Raw genomic sequence first — 17,705 nt, 5'->3', positions numbered from 1 at the left:
CTAATCCCCCTTATTAATCCCCCTTTTCCAAAGGGGGATCTTCCCCTCTTTTTAAAGAGGGGTTAGGGGAGATTTTTAATGAATAAATTACAGATCAAGGATCAGACGCGCTGGCTCTTCTAACAATTCTTTGATTGTTACAAGGAAACCGACTGCTTCTTTACCATCGATTAAACGGTGGTCATAAGACAGTGCAAGGTACATCATTGGCAAGATTTCTACTTGACCATTCACCGCCATCGGACGTTCCTGGATTTTATGCATACCCAGAATCGCAGTTTGTGGTGTATTTAGAATTGGTGTAGAAAGCAATGAACCGAAAGTACCACCATTAGTAATAGTGAATGTACCGCCAGTCATATCTTCGATACCCAGTTTACCGTCACGTGCCTTGCCGGCATATGCACGGATGCCGTTTTCAACTTCAGCATAGTTCATGCGGTCTGTATCACGAAGAACAGGAACCACTAGACCACGCTCAGATGAAACTGCAACACCGATGTCGTAGTAACCGTGATACACGATGTCATCGCCATCAATTGAAGCATTTACCGCTGGATAGCGTTTAAGTGCTTCAGTTGCTGCTTTAACGAAGAATGACATGAAGCCAAGACGCGCACCATGACGCTTCTCGAATGCATCTTTGTATTGAGCACGCATTTCCATGATTGGTTTCATGTTCACTTCGTTGAACGTGGTCAACATTGCAGTTTCTTGAGTCGCTGCAAGTAAACGTTCAGCAACACGCTTACGAAGGCGAGTCATAGGAACACGTTTTTCGATACGCTCGCCCACTGCAACGCTTAATGGTTGCGCTGCAGGTGCTGCCGGTTTCGCTTGATGATTTGCCACATCTTCTTTCGTGATGCGACCGCCACGGCCTGTACCTGCAACGTCAGCAGCTGCAACACCAGATTCAGTCAATGCTTTACGCACTGCTGGAGCCTGATCCTGTACTTGTTGACGTTCAACGATCGGTGCATTACCCGCTTCAGTTTGCGCAGCAGCTTGTTCAACTTTCTCTTCAGACTGCACTGCTTGAGTTTGCGTAGCGCCAGAAACAGCACCTTCTTCAAACTGTGCAATGACTTCAGCTGAAAGAACAGTATCGCCTTCACCTTTAATAATAGATGCAAGTGTACCGTCTGCAGGAGCAACAACTTCTAAAACAACTTTATCAGTCTCAATATCGCAGATCACTTCATCACGTGACACTGCTTCACCTGGTTGTTTGTGCCAAGTTGCGATCGTACCGTCCGCAACTGACTCTGGGAATACCGGTGCTTTAATTTCGGTTGCCATTACTTAGAATCTCCTGGATTATTCAGCGTCGATCGCAAGCGCGTCGTTGATGAGCTGAGCTTGTTGTTTTGCATGCAAATATGGTGAACCACATGCCGGTGCAGCAGAAGCTTCACGGCCTGCATAGCTAATACGTACTTGTTTACCCGCTTTCATCACGTCGTCATATAGACGCGGTGCGATGAACAACCAAGCGCCTTGGTTCTTCGGTTCTTCTTGCGCCCAAACAAGTTCTTTAACGTTTGGATATTGCGCAAGCACTTCTGCCAGGCGTTTTTCTGGGTATGGATATAATTGTTCAATACGTACAATTGCAGTGTTGTTCAATTCTTTTTCACGACGTTTTTCAACTAGGTCGTAATACACCTTACCACCACACAGAACCAGACGGGTTACATCTGACTTGTTGATGTTGTCTACTTCATCAATCACGGTTTGGAATGTACCGTTTGCAAGCTCTTCAAGGCTAGATACAGCAAGCTTGTGACGAAGTAAAGATTTCGGCGAAGTAACAATCAATGGCTTACGGATTGGACGAATCGCTTGACGACGTAATGCGTGGAAAATCTGCGCAGGCGTAGTCGGTGTGATGACTTGCATGTTGTCTTCAGCACATAGCTGCAAGAAACGTTCCAAACGTGCAGATGAATGTTCTGGACCTTGACCTTCAAAACCGTGTGGAAGAAGCATAGTTAAGCCACATACACGCTCCCATTTGGTTTCACCAGATGAGATGAACTGGTCAATGACAACCTGTGCACAGTTTGCGAAGTCACCGAATTGTGCTTCCCAGATGATCAAACTCTTAGGAAGAGTCGTCGCATAACCATATTCAAATGCCAATACAGCCATTTCTGACAACAAAGAGTCATAGATTGCAGTACGCGGCTGGTTTTCTTTCAGGTTACACAGTGGAAGATAAGTTGAACCATCTACCTGATTATGCAGTTTTGCATGACGGTGTGAGAAAGTACCACGACCTACGTCTTCACCAGTTAAACGAAGCAAGTAACCATCATCTAGTACAGTTGCATACGCCAGAGTTTCAGCAGCACCCCAGTTCAATGGCATCTCGCCCGTTTGCATTTTCAGACGATCATCAATTACTTTTGCAACTTGACGCTGCATCACGAAGCCTTCAGGAAGCTCACGCATTTTCTTGCCAAGCTCTTTTAGACGTTCGATTGGGAAAGTTGTATCCCATTCGTCTGTGTACTCATGACCTAGGTAAGGCGTCCAGTCCACAAACATTTTTTTGTTTGGTTCAAGTACCAGTGCATTGGCAACATGATTACCCGCTTCCAGGTCTGCACGATAATTTTCAACCATTTGATCTGCACTTGCGCGATCAAGAACACCCTGCTGTACCAGCTGATCCGCATAAAGCGTACGCGTGGTCGCTTTCTTGTTAATCACTTGATACATCATTGGTTGAGTTGCAGCTGGCTCATCCGCTTCGTTATGACCACGACGACGGTAGCAGAACATGTCAATCACAACGTCTTTGCGGAAAGTATGACGGAAGTCATGTGCCAATTGTGAAATGAACACCACCGCTTCAGGATCATCACCATTGACATGGAAGATCGGTGCCTGAATCATTTTAGCGATGTCAGTACAGTATTCTGTAGAACGCGCGTCACGTGGATCAGACGTCGTGAAACCAACCTGGTTGTTAATCACAATGTGCACTGTACCACCCACGGTATAACCGCGAGTTTGTGACATCTGGAAAGTTTCCTGGTTGACGCCCTGACCTGCAAATGCAGCATCACCGTGTACGATTAGTGGCAATACGTCATCGCCGCCAATGTCTTTACGACGTACTTGACGTGCACGTACTGAACCTTCAACCACAGGGCCAACGATTTCAAGGTGTGACGGGTTAAACGCCAATGCCAAGTGAACTTCGCCACCTGGAGTCATCACGTTTGAAGAGAAGCCTTGGTGATACTTAACGTCACCAGAACCTTTCTTGTGAATAGACTTACCTTCGAACTCACCAAACAGGTCAGCCGGGTTCTTACCCATGATGTTAACAAGAAGGTTTAAACGGCCGCGGTGAGGCATACCGATCACAACTTCTTTACAGCCTACAGAACCTGCACGCTGAATAATTTCGTTGACCATCGGGATGAATGCTTCACCACCTTCAACGCCGAAACGTTTGGCACCAACGAATTTATTACCAAGATATTTTTCTAGGCCTTCAGCCGCAGTTAAACGCTCAAGGACATGTTTCTTTTGATCAGCATTGAAGCCATATTGACCGCGTGCACTTTCTAGACGTTGTTGAATCCAACGTTTTTCTTTGGTGTCCACGATGTGCATGTATTCAGCACCGATTGAACCACAGTAAGTGGCTTCCATTGACTGAACCATTTCAGCCAAAGTCGCTTCTTCTTTACCGATCGCCAGGTTGCCAGTATTGAATACTGTATCTAGGTCTGACTGAGTCAAACCATGCGCAGCAAGATCTAGATCAGGCACAACTTCACGCTTCGCCAAACCTAATGGATCCAGTTTTGCTTTCTGGTGGCCACGGTTACGGTACGCTGCAATCAGCTGTAGCACGCCAATTTGACGACGTTCATGCTCTGAGCTGACTGTCGACTGAACAATAGGCTGAATACGGCTTGAATTGCGACCTAAAAGTAGGAATTGCTCACGTACATTACTGTGTGGTTGATCACCTTTTGGGAATTTATCGAAGTACGCTCTCCAGTCAGCACCCACTGAGTCTGGAGCAGTCAGATACTGCTCATAAAGTTCTTCAATATACGCTGCACTATCAGCGGAAAGTTCAGTGTCAAGACGCAGAGCGTCAGCAACTTCTTGCATTTGTGGACCCATTTCCTATTGCAAAAACATTTTCAGGATGCTTTTTAAGCAAAACCCAGGATTATTAGCATCAAATTGGTAATATGATACTAGTCCCCCATAAGGCATAAGCCATGAGGCGTTATCACCACACCAAGAAAATCTTGATATGTTTAATGAACAATAACGCCCCTCAGCGGCATCATCACTCATTGAATACCCGATCGAAACCGGGCAATTTTTTGCAAATCGACTTAGAAAAAAGCAAGCATTAACAAAGATTTTTTCTAAAGCGACTCAGGTCTACCTTTTATATACCAGTCCCTGATTATGCAGTGTTTAAAAAATGTACCTGACGTGGCATTTTTTAAACATAGTCATGGGCTAAATGCTAACATGTTCTCAACTTTTCAATTGATTTTTTTGACACATACCTTCCATAAATTGGCTAAATACAGTTCAGATATTTTACTCTAATATATGGTGCTTTATCTCAAAAATAGATTCAATGTAGACTTAAGTCCTAAGCATTTCCGATAAATAAAAAGAGAGCAAACCTTTCAATCCACTCCCTCCTTAAATTTCCCTTATATAATAACATCGTTCTTGCTATTTTTCAGGTCAGTTTTACATCTAAAAATCATAAATACCCAAAATAATCACATGTTCTTCTTATATGGCGCTCAAAGCCATTACCCTTTTCCTGACTGTTTCACTCAACTTTATACATTTTAAGTATATTATCTTTATTTTTATCCTATGATTTTTTAATTTTTCCAATAGTTTGCATAAAAAAAGCACACCTGAAGGTGTGCTTTTTTCTAAACTGCGAAGAGCAGCCTATTAGCCTGCCATATCTAAAAGCATATTACGGATGTGACCGATTGCTTTAGTTGGGTTCAAGCCTTTAGGACATACAGATACACAGTTCATAATGCCTTTACAACGGAACAATGAGAACGGGTCGTCTAGACGAGCCAAACGCTCTTGTGTTCCCGTATCACGCGAGTCAATAATGAAGCGGTAAGCGTTCAACAATGCTGAAGGACCCAAGAACTTGTCCGGGTTCCACCAGAATGACGGGCATGAAGTTGAACAGCATGCACATAGAATACATTCATATAGACCATCAAGATGCTCACGCTCTTCAGGAGACTGTAAACGTTCCTTAGGAGGCGCAGGCTGGTTGTTGATCAAGAATGGATGGATCTTGTTGTACTGATCATAGAACTGGTTCATGTCAACCACTAGGTCTTTCACTACAGGAAGACCAGGCAATGGACGAACAGTAATTTCATTTGGTAAGTCGTTCAGGTTCCAAAGACACGCCAAACCGTTTTTACCATTGATGTTTACGCCATCAGAACCACAAATACCTTCACGACATGAACGACGGAACGTTAAAGTTTCGTCCTGTACTTTCAATGCAAGAAGTGCATCAAGCAACATACGGTGCTTGTCAGTCAGCTCAAGTTTGAAAGTTTGCATGTACGGTGCTTTATCCTTGTCAGGATCGTAGCGGTAGATATGAAATGTACGAGTACCTCTACTCATCTGAATTCTCCTGATTAGAATGTACGTGGTTTAGGTGGAATCGCGTCAACCGACAATGGACGGTAACGAACTGGCTTGTACTCTAAACGGTTGTCCGCAGAGAACCATAAAGTGTGCTTCATCCACTCATCATCACGACGACCATATGGGTATTCAGCATGGTCTGGAGACTCCTCAAAGTCCACAACCGTATGTGCACCACGGCATTCTTTACGAGCAGCAGCTGAAATAAGCGTTGCTTTCGCAACTTCATACAAGTTTTCAACTTCAAGTGCTTCAATACGTGCAGTGTTGAATACTTTAGATTTGTCTTTCAAGTGAATATTGCGTACGCGCGGTTCAATTGCAAGAATCTGCTTCACACCTTCGTCTAGAAGCGCAGATGTACGGAATACACCAGCGTGGTCTTGAACGATGTCACGGATTGCATCAGCAACGTCTTGCGCATTCTCACCTGTAGTCGATTCGTCAAGTTTACGAATACGTTCAACAGTTTCTTGAAGCACAGTTGTTGGAAGTGGCTCATATTCGCCATCGTGCTGTTTAGTAACATATTCAATGATATGTTGACCAGCAGCCTTACCAAATACAACCAAGTCAAGCAATGAGTTCGTACCTAGACGGTTCGCACCGTGTACAGATACACATGAACATTCACCGATTGCATAGAAGCCTTTTACTGGCTTAGCAAAATCACGACCTTCGGCATTTGTAGAGTAAACGTCAGTGTCTTTGTTGTAGTTAGCAACAAGCGCTTCAGTTTCAGGAGACTCAGGAACAACCACTTGACCATGAATATTCGTTGGAATACCACCCATTTGGTAATGAATTGTTGGTACTACAGGAATTGGCTCTTTAGTGATGTCAACGTTCGCGAATTTCTTACCAATCTCGAATACAGATGGAAGACGTTTCATGATCGTGTCAGCACCCAAGTGCGTCATATCAAGCAGGATGTAATCGCCTTTAGGACCACAACCACGACCTTCTTTGATCTCTTGGTCCATAGAACGTGATACGAAGTCACGTGGCGCCAAGTCTTTCAAAGTTGGTGCATAACGTTCCATGAACGGTTCGCCGTCTTTGTTACGAAGGATTGCACCTTCACCACGACAACCTTCAGTCAACAATACGCCTGCGCCCGCAACACCCGTTGGGTGGAATTGCCAGAATTCCATATCTTGTAATGGAATACCTGCACGAGCAGCCATACCAAGACCGTCACCAGTGTTGATATAAGCATTTGTAGATGCACGGTAAACACGACCAGCACCACCAGTAGCAAACAATGTCGCTTTCGCCTGGAATACTGCAATTTTACCTGTTTCCTGGTCAATTGCTGTTACACCAAGTACGTCGCCTGCTTCATTACGGATCAGGTCAAGTGCAATCCATTCTACGAAGAATTGAGTACCCATTTTCACGTTGCTTTGATAAAGTGTGTGAAGAAGTGCGTGACCAGTACGGTCGGCAGCAGCACATGCACGTGGCACAGCTTTTTCACCGTAGTTTGCTGAGTGACCACCGAATGGACGTTGGTAAATTGTACCATCAGCGTTACGGTCGAATGGCATACCTAGGTGTTCAAGCTCATAAACCACTTGAGGCGCTTCACGAGTCATGAACTCGATTGCGTCTTGGTCACCTAACCAGTCCGAACCTTTTACAGTGTCGTAGAAGTGGTAGTGCCAGTTATCTTCTTGCATGTTACCAAGAGATGCACCAATACCACCCTGCGCTGCAACAGTGTGCGAACGAGTTGGGAATACTTTAGTCAGAACCGCAACTTTCAAACCAGCTTGAGCAAGTTGGTAAGACGCACGCATACCTGAACCACCACCACCAACGATGACAGCATCGAAAGTTTCGTGCGGAATATTTGTGTAATCTTCTTTAGGGTTTATAGCGCCCATGATTGTTTCCTATCAATTCGCCCAAAAAATCTGGATCGCCCAGATTGCATATGCAAGTACAGCAATGATCACTGCTGAAGTCAGTACAAGGCGTAAACCTGAAGCTGAAGGACCCATTTGACGAGTAGTCACATAATCCGTGAATACCTGCCACATGCCGATCCATGCGTGTGCAACAAGAGATAAGACCGCCAACAAAGACATGATCTTCATTGGAACTGTCATCATAAAGCCGTACCACTGTTCAAAGTTGAAACCACCATTCAGTAGAATCCAACCCAGTACAACAACGGTATAAACAGCTAGAACTACAGCACTGACACGTTGGAGAAACCAATCGCGAGAACCTGAACCTGTTAAACCAGTAGCGCTTTTCATTAGAGTACGATCCATACAAATGCTGCAACAATACCGATTGCAGACAAGATTAATGCGATAGTAGATGCAACACGGCCACTTTCTAGTTCTTCAGCAACGCCAATGTCAGCAAGTAAATGCTTAACACCCGCAATAAAGTGAAAAATCATGCCGGCGACAAATACCCATACAATAAAGCGAACAATGAAACCGTTAAAGATTTCTTGAACTTGCGCAAAACCTTCAGGCGAAGACAATGACTTGTCTAAAATCCATAGAAGGACCGGTACGAGTAAGAATACGATAACACCTGAAAGACGGTGTAGAATTGATGCAATAGCCACGGGTGATTTTAAGTTTACTTCTAAAACTTGACCCATGGACAAATTGACAGGTCTGTTGCTTTTCACAGCGGGCATCCTGTAAGTAAAAACTCCATCCGGAGTTTGTTGGAATTAATTCGAAGGAAAGCTGGCATTCTCAGGCAAATACATGCCTAAAATCAAAACGACACTGAATTATAAAACGTGAACTATTAAAATACAAACGGCTGAATTTGGCTTTTTGGCTAAAAAACCATTAAATAAGAATCATTAACAACAATAAGTCGTGCTTTATATATTATTCTGCCCTCTCAATTCCTATCTATATTATTGTTTTTAAATAATTAAGATGATTAATTTACTCGGTTTTCAGCCTACAGGATCATGTTTGAGTTTTAGACTAAAGATGCACAGTTCCATCACAAATATTATTTAAATCTCTGTTTAATTCAGATTTAAATCAAGTGTCTATATTTAACAGACCAATTACCCCAATCAAGCAGCAGCTCGCTGATTCAGATAACCTGATGTTAAATAGCGACTTAGTGCACCACACGATGGCTTTTTCAATCGATTTGAAGCATTTAGATTCAAAAAATCATTCATTTATTTTTATACTGCCTACCTTTGCTGCAAAGTTGGCCATTTATTAAGCTACTTTTTAATCAATTGAACCGGATTCAAAATTCAATTAATTGCTTTTATTTATAATTCTACCTGTGAAATTCAGCTTGGTAAAAACGATGTAAGTTATGAGATTTATATAGTTTTAAGCATATTCACCTTAATCTCTCACTATTTTCGCTCGCATTTCTTGCTACGAAAAAACGCTTACAAATGCCCCAAGCAGTCTATTTTTTTCTGCACCTCTGCATCAATTTGACTTATTATAGAGGTTTGATGCTGTGATTTTACTGAACTTTTTATACTGAGCGAATGTGACTAAACTGCTGTGCGGCCGTCATTTTTCATCCATAAGTATAATTGACAAAATTTCAGTACTCACTAATCTTATAGCAAATTTTTGATCCGTCCGTTTTGTGCATTAAAAGATTGATAGACAAAGCGGATATACATTCACCAGGACAGGAGATCTATTGAATGTCTGAAGCAACTGGCAAGAAAGCCGTTTTACAGCTTGATGGCAAAGAAATTGAACTACCAATTTACAGCGGCACATTGGGCCCAGATGTAATCGACGTTAAAGATGTGTTGGCTGCAGGTCACTTTACTTTTGATCCTGGTTTTATGGCGACAGCTGCGTGCGAGTCTAAAATCACGTTCATCGATGGTAACAAAGGTGTACTTTTACACCGTGGCTACCCAATCGATCAATTGGCGACTAAAGCTGATTACCTGGAAACTTGCTATTTATTGTTAAATGGCGAACTTCCAACTGCTGAGCAAAAAGAAGAATTTGACGCTAAAGTACGTAACCACACGATGGTTCACGATCAAGTTAGCCGTTTCTACAATGGTTTCCGTCGTGATGCGCATCCTATGGCGATCATGGTCGGTGTGGTGGGTGCGTTGTCTGCGTTCTATCACAACAACCTTGACATCGAAGATGTGAACCACCGTGAAATCACTGCGATTCGTTTAATCGCGAAGATTCCTACGCTGGCGGCTTGGAGCTACAAGTACACCATCGGCCAACCATTCGTTTACCCACGTAACGACCTTGGTTATGCAGAAAACTTCCTGCACATGATGTTTGCTACGCCTGCAGACCGTGATTACAAAGTTGATCCGATTCTTGCAAAAGCAATGGACCGTATCTTCACGCTTCATGCTGACCACGAACAAAATGCTTCTACGTCTACCGTACGTTTAGCTGGTTCTACTGGTGCTAACCCGTATGCATGTATCGCTGCTGGTATCTCTGCACTTTGGGGTCCTGCTCATGGCGGCGCGAACGAAGCTGTTCTTAAGATGCTTGACGAAATCGGCACTGTAGAAAACGTTGCTGGCTTCATGGAAAAAGTGAAGACTAAAGAAGTTAAACTGATGGGCTTTGGTCACCGAGTTTACAAAAACTTCGATCCACGCGCGAAAGTAATGAAAGAAACTTGTGACGAAGTTCTTGGTGCACTTGGCATCAATGATCCACAGCTTGCATTGGCTATGGAACTTGAACGTATCGCGCTTTCTGACGAATACTTCATCAAGCGTAACCTTTACCCGAACGTAGACTTCTACTCAGGTATCATCCTTAAAGCGATTGGTATCCCGACTGAAATGTTTACTGTGATCTTCGCGCTTGCACGTACTGTTGGCTGGATCAGCCACTGGTTAGAAATGCACAGCGGTCCTTACAAGATCGGTCGTCCTCGTCAACTTTACACTGGCGAAGTTCAACGCGATATCGTTCGTTAATTCGAACCGCGTCGAAAGACTCAAGAAAACCACCCACCCGGGTGGTTTTTTTAGCACTGACAAAAGCCTACAAAAAGTTGATCTGAAACGTTTTAAAATGAATATATGAAAATTATATTCACGGATTAAGTCACCTAAAAACAGGACGTATATTGAATGCTGTTGTATTTTCTGCCCTTTATTTTGAGACTGGTTCGTTTTGAACAGTTTAAGTGCCGCAGTTTAACGTCTGGTGAAATCAAAATTTCCCAACGAGTATTTGGCAACCTGATCGATTATTCCCGCGTTAAAATCATGAATCACCCCTACCTGCCCTGGCAATCCAAACATGTCATTATGGCGCCCAGTGGCTACATACATGTACGCAATTTAAATTATCGGGAAGATTATTCACGCGAGAGTTTATCTTATCAAGCGCTCTTTATTCATGAGATGGCGCATATTTATCAACACCAATGCCGCATCAATGTGCTTTTAAAAGGGGCATTTTTACAAAGTGCTTATTTTCTCAGCTTGGGAAAATATAATCCGTACAAATATCAATTTAATCCCAACAAATCATTTTCAACCTACAATATTGAACAACAAGGCGATATTGCCCGGGATATTTTTCTAAAAAAAATTCCGAATATTATTTTAAATCCAAAAATAAACAGATGATATTTAATCAGTTTAATTCCAAACAATATAGCTAAGGCATATTTTAAAAGCCAAAATTTAGATTTCAGTCTTTAAATCTACATAAGCCTAGATGCATAAAAAATCAGCATATTTTCTAATTTTATATAATAACTTTTTTCACTCAATGCCTGTTCTGCTAAATCAACTCTAGCTTATCGATAAAATTTCGATAAAATAGGCCGGTATGATTATTTTGCATCGCACATTAAGATTCAATGATCATGCGATAAAAAGTTTTTTTATTTAAGCCATTTGGCATTTTATGAATATCGAAGTGCACTCAACTGAATAATTAGAATTATAAAAATCAGTAATTTAGTGTATCAACCTATAGGAATAGGATTTACTTGGAATGAAAAGTTTTAAAATTGCGATTGCTCAATTCTCTCCACATGTGGGCAATCTGGATGCAAATACGCAAAAAATGATTGATCTGGCGAATCAGGCTAAAAAAGATAAAGCGGATCTGATTATCTTTCCTGAACTTTCAACGCTGGGCTACCCTGCAGAAGACTTATTAATTCGCCCGAGCCTGGTGAAACGCACCAAAGCGGCTTTTGAAAAACTGACTGAAGTAAAAGATATTGTCATGGTCTTTGGTTTTGTTAATCAAACTGAAGATGGTCAGCGTTATAACTCGGCTGCTGTCATGAAAGATGGCGAAGTACTGGGTGTTTATAACAAGCAAGTGTTGCCAAACTATGGCGTATTTGATGAAAAGCGTTATTTTGGCGAAGGTCATCAGCATCTGGTTTTTGAGTATCTTGGACATAAATTTGGCGTACTGATCTGTGAAGATGTCTGGTCTTTAGCCACTGTTCAGCAACTGGCAAAATTGAATATCGACACAGCTTTGGTACTGAATGCATCGCCATATGAAGTGGGTAAACCACAACATCGCATTGAAACCATGGCGGCCTTGGTCAAACAGCTAAATATCAATCTGGTGTACTGTAACCAGGTCGGTGGCCAAGATGATCTGATCTTTGACGGTACCAGTTTTGTGCTCAACAAATCTGGCGAGGTGGCTTTACAGGCACCAGCTTTCCAGGAAAATCTGGCAATTGCAGAATTTAATGCTGAACAACTGCAATTCAGCAAAGGTGCAATTGCACCTGCTTTAGACACCATGGCTGAGATTTATCAAAGCCTGGTCATGGCTACACGTGATTATGTACAGCGTTCTGGCTTCCCAGGTGTGATTCTGGGACTGTCTGGCGGCATTGACTCTGCCCTGACCCTAGCGATTGCTGTAGATGCGCTTGGCGCATACAAAGTTCAAGCTGTGATGATGCCTTATACCTATACCGCACAAATCAGTGTGGAAGATGCAGCGGCTCAAGCCAAAAATATGGGCGTGACTTTCGGTATTGCCGAAATCAATCCAGTGGTAAGCGGCTTTATGCAGGTGCTATTCCCGTTCTTTGGCAACGCTCCAGTCGATGCTACCGAGGAAAACCTGCAAGCACGTTCACGGGGCACCTTATTGATGGCCCTATCTAACAAATTCGGTAATCTGGTGCTGGCAACCGGTAATAAGTCTGAACTAGCTGTCGGTTATTGCACCCTGTATGGCGATATGGTCGGTGGTTATGCAGTTCTGAAAGATGTGTATAAAACCATTGTGTTTGAACTGGCTAAATATCGTAACAGCATTTCAGAAACTCCAGTGATTCCGGAACGTGTGATTACCCGTCCACCTTCAGCAGAACTGCGTCCAGATCAGGTCGATCAAGACTCTTTACCTGCCTATGACATTCTAGATGCGATCTTGTACTCTTATATTGAAGAAGATATGAGTCAAGACGATATCATTGCCAAAGGCTTTGATGCTGAAGTCGTGAAAAAAGTGATTCGTCTGGTTGATATCAATGAGTACAAGCGCCGCCAAGGTGCCATTGGACCACGTATCAGCTCACGCTCTTATGGCCGTGAGCGTCGTTATCCAATTGTGAATGGCTGGAAAGCAGGTAGCTAAATTCTGCTCTCAATGATGTAAATCAGAATCGCCCAAGGAATGCTTGGGCGATTTTTTTATGCGGCAGTAAAATGAAGAATAGCCCCAACATCAAGAAGGAAAAATAATGTTTTGTGGAAACTAAAAATTAGTGGATGCTTCAAATATTTTTTTGTGGTTTGCAGTGCTTTTTAAAAGACAAAAAAAGAGACCAAGCTGAGAGCTTGGTCTTTTAAAATGGTGGCTATGACGAGACTTGAACTTGTGACCCCCGCATTATGAGTGCGGTGCTCTAACCAACTGAGCTACATAGCCGTAAACTGTGTGCGCATTATCGTAATTTCAGCTTCTATCGTCAAGCATTTTAAAAAACAAATGTTCAGTCTTTATGCAAATACGAAATAAACTTTTAAATTTTAAACAAAAAAGGTTTTTTAGTATGTAATTCACGCATTCATAGCACCATTTAATTCTTTGAGGATTCTTTAGATGTATAAAATCAAAATATTTATTTTACTCATTGGTCTTTCAAGCCTGAGTGCCTGCCAGATCATCTCACCTATTTTCATAGATTATAATGGCGTCAGACGTGATGTGGCACAGTGGATTAATCAGCAGCAACTGATGAGCATGCAGCAAAAACGGTCCTTGGCACAACTCAGCAGAGCACAGCAGAAAATCGGGCGCTATCCGGAATATGATCAGAGCCAACGACTGGCGGTAACCCGGGAAAATCAGATTGCATTACATTGTGCGCGTTTACATGTGACAGAACATAAAATCCGGCAGCTACAGCAAAAAATTTATGCAGGTGAAACTCAAACAATTTTAAATCGCTATGAACAGCTGTCACCGCAAATAAAATTAGACCCGACCTCTATTCGATGTGATTAATCACTGTCTTAGGCTATCACATTAATTACATATAAATTATTAACTTAGGCTAAATAAATCACCCAATTAAATAGCTCTAAACAGGTGCTTCATTTTTTAATCTATTAGATATTATACCTATGTATTTACTTGGTTTTATTTTTATACAATACAGGCTATGATCAAAGTATAAACAACTATTCGTACCCGGTTTAACGCGTCATAATTTTATAACTCTAAATTCCCCTCAGGAGAATTCTAATGCCTTTTGAACATATTTTAGTACCTGTTGACGGTTCAGAAACATCGTATGCTGCAGTGGATAAAGCTGTAGAAATTGCCAAAGCATTTAACAGTAAAGTCACAGTGGTTCAAGTGCTGGCACTGGACCCTTATATCGCTGCGGAATATATCTCTGCGGCACAAACCAATGACCTGATTGAACGTGCCCGTACTTCCATCCTCAAAACGCTGGATGAAGCCAAAGCAAAATTCTCTGGTGCCGGTGTTGAAGTGGATACACAGCTCCTTGAGGGTCAGGTAATTTATAGCGAGATTGTCAAAGCAGCTAAAGATTTAAATTCTGACCTGATCGTGATTGGTTCCCATGGTCGCACGGGCTTCAAAAAGCTGTTCCTTGGCAGCGTAGCGCAAAGCATTCTCGGCCAAGCGGATATCCCAGTAATGGTGATTCGCAACTAAGTTATGTTTAAAATCCCCACTTTTCACCAAGTGGGGATTTTTTTTATATCTTGACCAGACCATCCCATTGATAGCGTTTTAAATCCAAGCGATCACCTTTAAGAAAAATTCCTTCCTGCATGAGTTTTTGCTGCTGGATATTCTGGCCATGTTCGTCCAGTTGCTTCACACTGATTTTCGCCTGGGCATTGATCACCCGATACCAAGGAATATCAGTGTCCGAATCTAGATGACTTAATACCCATCCGACCAATCGCGCATGTTTGGGTAAACCTGCCAGTCTAGCAATCTGTCCGTAGGTGGCGACTTTGGCATACGGAATCTGATTGACTACAGCCAAAATCATTTCTGCCATTTCCTGACTGGCTGAACTTGTCTGGGTCATTTTCATCTCATTAATAGCTTATTTAAATCAAAAATCACAATCCACCCCCAGTAAAAAAGCTATAGGAGAGTGATTAAGCCTGATGAAATACGCTGATTCAAGCTCTCATCTCACTATAAAAACCAATCTAACAGTCTCTTGATCTTCTAAGTTTTATCTTTAGAAATTATCCGGATTTTCCAGTCTTTTTACTTCCTGAACTTTATCTGGATGATGCACCGTGGCAACGCCATCTGCATCTTTCTGATCAATCAGAATTTCTGGCTGAAAGATAGTAATAGTCTCATTTCCTTTGGCATCTTCTCCAACAATATAGCGAAAACCCTTACGATTCATTTTATGACACATGCGTTGATACTAGCCTTTAAAGCCCTGCGTCTCTTCATTGGGATTATAATAAAACGCATTCATCACCGCAGGCAGGCCCAAGCCACATACCACACCGGACAATAGCACTACAATAAAGGTATAGCCCACCAGAATACTGCTATAGGCTTCCAGCTGAGGAACATTGGCGACCGCCAGAATTAAGGCCAAAGAAATCCCGCCCCGTACTCCGCCCCAAGACAGGATGGTCAAACTGCCGTTATAGCTTTTCTTGCTGACTTTTGGGAACATGGCAAAGGCCAGATAGTTGGCTGCAAAACGGGCCAGATGTAGAATCACAAAAGCCACCATTCCGCCCAGAACCAGACTGGTACTCAAGTCCAGAATAAACAATTCTAGACCAATCAGGGTAAACAGGAATGAATTGATAATTCCCTCAACCGTATGCCAGAAATGATTAACGTCACCAATTTCAGCATCTGCCAGGATTTCTTTCCATTTATTGCCAACAATCAAACCACCAATCACACAGGCAATTGGCGCGGAAGCATGTGCCAGCAAAGCCACCAGATAGGAACCACAAGCCAGCAAGGCCGTGGTCAAAATCAGAGATTCCATTTCATGCTTACCGCGCAAAATCCGCAAGATCGCAAAACCGAATCCGAGACCAATCAGCACCGCCACGACAATTTCATAAAGCAAGGTTTGCAGCACTGCCAGTACCGTAAAGTTTTCACCTTGCAGAACATTGAGCAAGGTCATAAATAAGGCAATACACATTGCATCATTAAACAGTGATTCGCCTTCAAGCTTGACAATCAAATGATGCGGTGCGCGAACCGAACTCAATACGCCTTTGATGCCGATCGGATCTGTGGCGCCCAAGGCCGCCCCTAGCAAGAGCAAAACCAGCAGGTCAACATGTTTACCAATCAGGAACTGATAACCATACAACACCACACCAAAGAACACTGCACAGAACACCAAAGCCAGACCAGCCAAAATACTGATCGGCCGCCAGTGGTTACGCAAATCTGAGACCTTAAACTTCAGCGCAGATGAAGTCAGGATAAAACAGATCACACCATTGATCAGAAAATCATAGAAATCGACGTGACGAACAGCCTGCTCGATATTGTCAATATTGATGCTAAAGAATGGATTACCATGCAGTAAACTGGCGCCCCACTGCAAAATGAAAACAAAGATTGCAGAGACAATAGGGACACCGATCGCTTGCGGAAAGCCTAAAACGCGCTTATTAAACATGGTCGTGGCAATAGACAGAGCAAAGACCACCGTGAGTAGCTGAAGAAAAAAGAAATTTCCCATTCGGTTTCCTAAAATCGGGCGATATGGAGCACTATGCGCCGAGAGGCGTTGTTAAAATAGAGATTTAAATAGCAAGGTATTCTGGCAAAACAAGTTTAGTCCGCTTTTTTATCGAATTGAGTTAAGTTTCTTTTCAGTATTTTCGAATGATGATTTAACATACAGATCAGCACTCGGCTTTTGCTTTCCCATCATTCTATTTTGAATTTTTCTCCCATGCATCAAACTGTCAAAACCATTTTTCGTCTCTGTTTTGCCAGCGTGATTTTTCTGATCACGTTGTCCTTATGTTTTACCTGCTTTGCTAAAATTCAGGAAATTCTGCAAGCAGAACAGCATTATCAGCAAGCCACCAGCATTCCCTTAAAAAGTACAGCCGGCGAACAGTATGTATTGGTGTCCAATAACCAGCGACCAGACAATGCAATTTTTATTCTGATTGCAGGAAATGGTTATGTGGCCAAAATCAACTGTGAACATTACAGCGCTTTATGTAGCGATGAAGACAATCAATCGCATACCCGTCAAATCCAGACTGTTGACTTAATCAAAGCGGGAAATCTGTTCTATATTGAAAAAATCCAGTTCAGAGATAGCCGAACCGGCAAAGCAACTGCTTTAGAATATAACAAACAAGAAATTCAGCAGTTTTATCAAAATGACATGAGCAACCTCAAATATACAGTCTTTGCAATTGCACTGTTTGCTTTGGCTGCATTATTTGTCAGTATCAAGATATTAAGAAACTTCCGGCGTTTTCTGCATAAATAAAAAAAGGAGCATCTGCTCCTTTTTTTATCGAA

General features: G+C 42.4%; 13 protein-coding genes, 1 tRNA gene and 1 pseudogene. 6 read left to right on the top strand and 9 right to left on the bottom strand.

Translation table 11 applies throughout. The features are described from left to right. Positions 1-87: 87 nt before the first annotated feature. The 6 genes from odhB to sdhC all read right to left on the bottom strand — a co-directional run bounded on the left by odhB (position 88) and on the right by sdhC (position 8,365). The gene (gene odhB / locus FTV42_RS04570) at positions 88-1,302 is read right to left on the bottom strand and encodes a 2-oxoglutarate dehydrogenase complex dihydrolipoyllysine-residue succinyltransferase (RefSeq protein WP_004279435.1); all 1,215 of its coding nucleotides are present in this window, start codon (positions 1,300-1,302) and stop codon (positions 88-90) included. Between the two features lie 18 nt (positions 1,303-1,320). Continuing rightward, the gene (locus FTV42_RS04565) at positions 1,321-4,143 is read right to left on the bottom strand and encodes a 2-oxoglutarate dehydrogenase E1 component (protein WP_004279434.1); all 2,823 of its coding nucleotides are present in this window, start codon (positions 4,141-4,143) and stop codon (positions 1,321-1,323) included. Positions 4,144-4,965: 822 nt separating this feature from the next. Further along, positions 4,966-5,676: a succinate dehydrogenase iron-sulfur subunit gene (locus FTV42_RS04560; RefSeq protein ID WP_004279433.1), complete on the bottom strand. Its 711-nt coding sequence runs from the start codon at positions 5,674-5,676 to the stop codon at positions 4,966-4,968. 14 nt (positions 5,677-5,690) lie between these two features. Continuing rightward, on the bottom strand, positions 5,691-7,589 hold the full coding sequence (locus FTV42_RS04555; RefSeq protein ID WP_180037692.1) for an FAD-binding protein: 1,899 nt from the start codon (positions 7,587-7,589) through the stop codon (positions 5,691-5,693). A 12-nt stretch (positions 7,590-7,601) separates the two neighbouring features. Further along, positions 7,602-7,967 carry a succinate dehydrogenase, hydrophobic membrane anchor protein gene (gene sdhD / locus FTV42_RS04550; RefSeq protein WP_004279431.1) on the bottom strand — a complete coding sequence of 122 codons (366 nt, stop codon included), beginning with the start codon at positions 7,965-7,967 and terminating at the stop codon, positions 7,602-7,604. Next, positions 7,967-8,365, bottom strand: a complete 399-nt coding sequence (gene sdhC / locus FTV42_RS04545) for a succinate dehydrogenase, cytochrome b556 subunit (protein WP_004279430.1) — start codon at positions 8,363-8,365, stop codon at positions 7,967-7,969. The genes sdhD and sdhC overlap by 1 nt, the downstream gene beginning before the upstream one ends. A gap of 1,005 nt (positions 8,366-9,370) precedes the next feature. Here sdhC and gltA point away from each other — a divergent pair. The 3 genes from gltA to FTV42_RS04530 all read left to right on the top strand — a co-directional run bounded on the left by gltA (position 9,371) and on the right by FTV42_RS04530 (position 13,304). After that, positions 9,371-10,645 carry a citrate synthase gene (gltA, locus tag FTV42_RS04540; protein ID WP_004279429.1) on the top strand — a complete coding sequence of 425 codons (1,275 nt, stop codon included), beginning with the start codon at positions 9,371-9,373 and terminating at the stop codon, positions 10,643-10,645. A 156-nt stretch (positions 10,646-10,801) separates the two neighbouring features. Continuing rightward, complete coding sequence (locus tag FTV42_RS04535; RefSeq protein ID WP_180037689.1) at positions 10,802-11,305, top strand: hypothetical protein; 504 nt, start codon at positions 10,802-10,804, stop codon at positions 11,303-11,305. 373 nt (positions 11,306-11,678) lie between these two features. Next, on the top strand, positions 11,679-13,304 hold the full coding sequence (locus tag FTV42_RS04530; protein ID WP_180037687.1) for an NAD+ synthase: 1,626 nt from the start codon (positions 11,679-11,681) through the stop codon (positions 13,302-13,304). A gap of 217 nt (positions 13,305-13,521) precedes the next feature. Here FTV42_RS04530 and FTV42_RS04525 read toward each other — a convergent pair. After that, positions 13,522-13,598: transfer RNA gene (locus tag FTV42_RS04525), tRNA-Met, on the bottom strand. Between the two features lie 174 nt (positions 13,599-13,772). Here FTV42_RS04525 and FTV42_RS04520 point away from each other — a divergent pair. Beyond that, the gene (locus FTV42_RS04520) at positions 13,773-14,177 is read left to right on the top strand and encodes a hypothetical protein (protein ID WP_180037685.1); all 405 of its coding nucleotides are present in this window, start codon (positions 13,773-13,775) and stop codon (positions 14,175-14,177) included. A gap of 240 nt (positions 14,178-14,417) precedes the next feature. After that, positions 14,418-14,858, top strand: coding sequence for a universal stress protein (locus FTV42_RS04515; RefSeq protein ID WP_004279425.1), 441 nt, complete (start codon positions 14,418-14,420; stop codon positions 14,856-14,858). Between the two features lie 43 nt (positions 14,859-14,901). Here FTV42_RS04515 and FTV42_RS04510 read toward each other — a convergent pair whose 3' ends face one another. After that, the gene (locus tag FTV42_RS04510; RefSeq protein ID WP_180037683.1) at positions 14,902-15,243 is read right to left on the bottom strand and encodes an MGMT family protein; all 342 of its coding nucleotides are present in this window, start codon (positions 15,241-15,243) and stop codon (positions 14,902-14,904) included. A gap of 159 nt (positions 15,244-15,402) precedes the next feature. Beyond that, positions 15,403-16,902, bottom strand: a pseudogene (locus tag FTV42_RS04505) (cation:proton antiporter). Positions 16,903-17,118: 216 nt separating this feature from the next. On the opposite strand from FTV42_RS04505, the gene FTV42_RS04500 reads away from it, so the two are divergent. Then, positions 17,119-17,673, top strand: a complete 555-nt coding sequence (locus tag FTV42_RS04500; RefSeq protein ID WP_071850583.1) for a hypothetical protein — start codon at positions 17,119-17,121, stop codon at positions 17,671-17,673. Positions 17,674-17,705 lie beyond the last annotated feature (32 nt).

Origin of the sequence: Acinetobacter sp. YH16052 (assembly GCF_013417155.1) — a bacterium.
Classification (GTDB): Bacteria; Pseudomonadota; Gammaproteobacteria; order Pseudomonadales; family Moraxellaceae; genus Acinetobacter.
This window is presented reverse-complemented; position numbering and strand designations above follow the sequence as displayed.

Excerpts from the sequence above, each read along its gene's own strand:
- sdhD (WP_004279431.1), bottom strand. The coding sequence starts at position 7,967 with ATGAAAAGCGCTACTGGTTTAACAGGTTCAGGTTCTCGCGATTGGTTT.
- FTV42_RS04515 (WP_004279425.1), top strand. The coding sequence starts at position 14,418 with ATGCCTTTTGAACATATTTTAGTACCTGTTGACGGTTCAGAAACATCG.
- FTV42_RS04500 (WP_071850583.1), top strand. The coding sequence starts at position 17,119 with ATGCATCAAACTGTCAAAACCATTTTTCGTCTCTGTTTTGCCAGCGTG.
- FTV42_RS04565 (WP_004279434.1), bottom strand. The coding sequence starts at position 4,143 with ATGCAAGAAGTTGCTGACGCTCTGCGTCTTGACACTGAACTTTCCGCT.
- FTV42_RS04555 (WP_180037692.1), bottom strand. The coding sequence starts at position 7,589 with ATGGGCGCTATAAACCCTAAAGAAGATTACACAAATATTCCGCACGAA.
- FTV42_RS04535 (WP_180037689.1), top strand. The coding sequence starts at position 10,802 with ATGCTGTTGTATTTTCTGCCCTTTATTTTGAGACTGGTTCGTTTTGAA.
- FTV42_RS04530 (WP_180037687.1), top strand. The coding sequence starts at position 11,679 with ATGAAAAGTTTTAAAATTGCGATTGCTCAATTCTCTCCACATGTGGGC.
- odhB (WP_004279435.1), bottom strand. The coding sequence starts at position 1,302 with ATGGCAACCGAAATTAAAGCACCGGTATTCCCAGAGTCAGTTGCGGAC.
- FTV42_RS04520 (WP_180037685.1), top strand. The coding sequence starts at position 13,773 with ATGTATAAAATCAAAATATTTATTTTACTCATTGGTCTTTCAAGCCTG.
- FTV42_RS04510 (WP_180037683.1), bottom strand. The coding sequence starts at position 15,243 with ATGACCCAGACAAGTTCAGCCAGTCAGGAAATGGCAGAAATGATTTTG.
- FTV42_RS04560 (WP_004279433.1), bottom strand. The coding sequence starts at position 5,676 with ATGAGTAGAGGTACTCGTACATTTCATATCTACCGCTACGATCCTGAC.
- gltA (WP_004279429.1), top strand. The coding sequence starts at position 9,371 with ATGTCTGAAGCAACTGGCAAGAAAGCCGTTTTACAGCTTGATGGCAAA.
- sdhC (WP_004279430.1), bottom strand. The coding sequence starts at position 8,365 with ATGCCCGCTGTGAAAAGCAACAGACCTGTCAATTTGTCCATGGGTCAA.